Genomic DNA, 2739 nt, shown 5'->3' with positions numbered 1-2739 from the left:
TGACGAGCTCGTAGGCCTGGCCAAGTGGATTTTGGTCACCATAGTCTTCAACGTGAACCGAATTGATGAAGCACTCGTAACCTGTACGGTCAGGAAAACTAAACCTTGTGACATTCGTAGATTCAGGCAGCAGGCCGACGATTAAGCGGCAATCGTCGACACGGACAAAACCGTGATCCACGATCTCCTGAAGCGAAGGATGAATAGGATCAGCAAGTGACGAGACTTCCAACAGGCTTGCCATACGCGCATTCATCTTCATTATTTACCTCATAGGTACTTATTCACACCCTTCTGAATCGCCGCGTTGAAGCTGGGATTGTCAACGGAAAACTACTTCCTCGTTGGACTTACACATCGAAAGAGACCTTTAAGCCCGCCATCAATCCTTTCCCTACTTGCTCACGTATTGCGGATATCTCGATTCAAGAACTCATCCATTAGCGCCGGTGAGAATAGTGCCTCAGAAAGCACTTGGCGGACTGACTCCCGCTGCCTACGCGAAACAGTCACATTAATCCCGGACTCAAGATCGGACCGCTACTGAAGGCGGGGGACGCCGGCGTCGGAGGCCTCACTTGGTGGGTAAGGCATATCGAGATCGTGACGTTTGCTTCCAAAATACGCGAACCCCTCCAATTTCATATCGTCGCGATCACACGTCTTGTGGCTGTACAGGAGTGGCTGATTCCCGACGATGCGCACGCGAGCTCGGGAGCCTTCCGTGGGCTCTTTGTAAGAGCGCAACTGAGCGCAACCAGCTAGGGCTACAAGTACGATTGCAGCGAAGAGGGCCAAGCGCCAAGTGGCGATATTTTTCACAACTATCCGTTCTGGGCTGCAGGACTCGGTGATGCAGCTGCGTCTTAATGAAAACATCTACGACTCTCCGATGGAATCTTTACCCAAGGACGCCGACTCGACGAACGCATTCTGCTGTTCGGGCGCTGATACGCAGTGGGCTTTCCCGCCTTCGAGGATGCAAAAGTCAACGCTTCGACGCTACTGTCGCGAGCACTGGCTAAGCGAAGCACGAAAACTGCGCAGCTGTGGCAATCCATCGTTAGGCCKAAAAAGACATGTCACGGACGAGACGTACGTGGCCTTAAGGTGAGCAACGCGCAATACTAGCATTCGAATAATCCATTACGACGCTCACATAGCTCTCGCCCTTAGAGATGCTGATCGTTGCATCATCACGACAGGTGGTACCATTTTTTTTATTTATTGACCACCCTTGGCTATCGAGGGCGCCGATCAGATCGTTTCCAGTAGAACGATCCCACTCAGATCGAACGATTCTCACGTCAATGTAGGCCTGTCCACTCTTTGAACTTTTGAAAACAACATCAAAGTCATCACCGTCTTTCTTAAGCTTCGTTAGAAGCTGCGACATATGGCCCATGCGCCGGTCCGAGTCGCGTGCCGATTCTTCAAACCCTCTCTTGTATCCGCCAGACACTATGCCCCACAGGTTAGCGGCAACGACAGAGAGCGCTATGAGCACAATCATGATCCGCCTAAAGGTCAACCTCGACAGGATAATCTTGATTCTGCGCCCAGCCTCTCTGCACACATTCGTCGCCTTCTCTTCTTTCAATCGCCACTCCGGGGAAACCAGAAGATCGAAGTGCCGGCGATGCCCCCAATCAACGAAGCAACAAGGCCGCCAGGGAAAAAATCATGGGCCAGAGACGAAAATGCCTTAGAAAAACCTGAACCGGTTCCCTCAATCAAGAAGATTGCAACCAAGACAAAGATTACGCCACCCACAAAGCTGAAAAAGTAGTGACGCAGCGACGGATTCTCGATATTTCGTCCTGATGTGAGAATTCCAAAGAGTACGGCTAACATTGTTTCCACGACACATGCTCCAGCGACGCCCCCCAGATTTGAGTAGCGCCCCGGTTTCGGGTTCAATCCACTCGATCCGCTAGGTGCAACTGTCGATGATCCTCATCGCCATCTCGCCAATGGCGAGTCAACCCGTACGCCCGTCCCGCTCACTTTTCTGGCGAGCAGAGCCGATCAACACTCGGGTAGTGCGAAGATCCACACACTGTTTGATACTTCATCTGCAGCGAATCGCTTGCGCGTACCTTTAAATGTAGCTTCCCATATGGGAAGCTTCAGCTCTTCGCCTCTGTGGTCAACAACAGTAGCAAACTCACCAGTGACTGGCTCCCACTTTTTGGACCAAACGTTTTCTTGTTCGAAGTATCGAACCAATTGGGCGTCTCTAGCGATGCTCCAACTCATGTCGTAAGAGCCGCGCAGATCCCCCGCTCAGAGCAGGCGATATTCGAAGTACCGGTGGTGTCTGAGCCAAGTCGGATCATTGCTTTTTACCCAAGTAGCCATTGTCTATAAGATCTTGAACAGTCACTTTCTGGCCAGGCGTCACTTCTGGAATTTTGTATTGCACTCCATTTCCAGCCTCGCCGAATGCCGGGGCAACACTAGATTGCTCTACGATGAATGGCTTAAGAACCACATACTGATTATAGGGGTCGGCGAAGGAACCTGGCGCCAAAGCTCGCTCAGTCAGCGGCGTGCCCACTGGAGACAAGTAAGCTCCACCAGTCCCCCCTATGCGATCAATGGTCGCTCCTGCGTCGAGGGTGAAGCTAGCGGTAGTATTTGGCACCGCACCGTTGTTTGCCGRCCAGTTCCAGTCCCCAGTTGGAAGGCGATATTGTTCGTATTGCGACGATCCACCGGCTTCCGCGTCTATAACCC

Annotated in this window: 3 protein-coding genes and 1 pseudogene; all 4 read right to left on the bottom strand. The window is 52.0% G+C overall.

Features of this window, described 5'->3' with window-relative positions:
- Window positions 1-262 (bottom strand): annotated as a pseudogene (locus AC1DVF_RS28915) (hypothetical protein); the annotation flags it as partial.
- 843 nt (window positions 263-1105) lie between these two features.
- A complete protein-coding gene (locus AC1DVF_RS28910) occupies window positions 1106-1600 on the bottom strand; it encodes a hypothetical protein (RefSeq protein ID WP_477783585.1) in 495 nt (164 codons plus the stop codon).
- Window positions 1597-1863, bottom strand: a complete 267-nt coding sequence (locus AC1DVF_RS28905) for a hypothetical protein (protein ID WP_477783584.1) — start codon at window positions 1861-1863, stop codon at window positions 1597-1599. The genes AC1DVF_RS28910 and AC1DVF_RS28905 overlap by 4 nt, the downstream gene beginning before the upstream one ends.
- Before the next feature lie 472 nt (window positions 1864-2335).
- Window positions 2336-2739: TNT domain-containing protein (locus tag AC1DVF_RS28900; protein ID WP_477783583.1), on the bottom strand; the 404-nt coding region annotated here is incomplete at its 5' end.

The organism is Pseudomonas sp. P4_D7 (assembly GCF_056401755.1).
The sequence above is the reverse complement of the archived record's forward strand: the minus strand, read 5'-3'. Positions and strand labels throughout refer to the sequence as shown.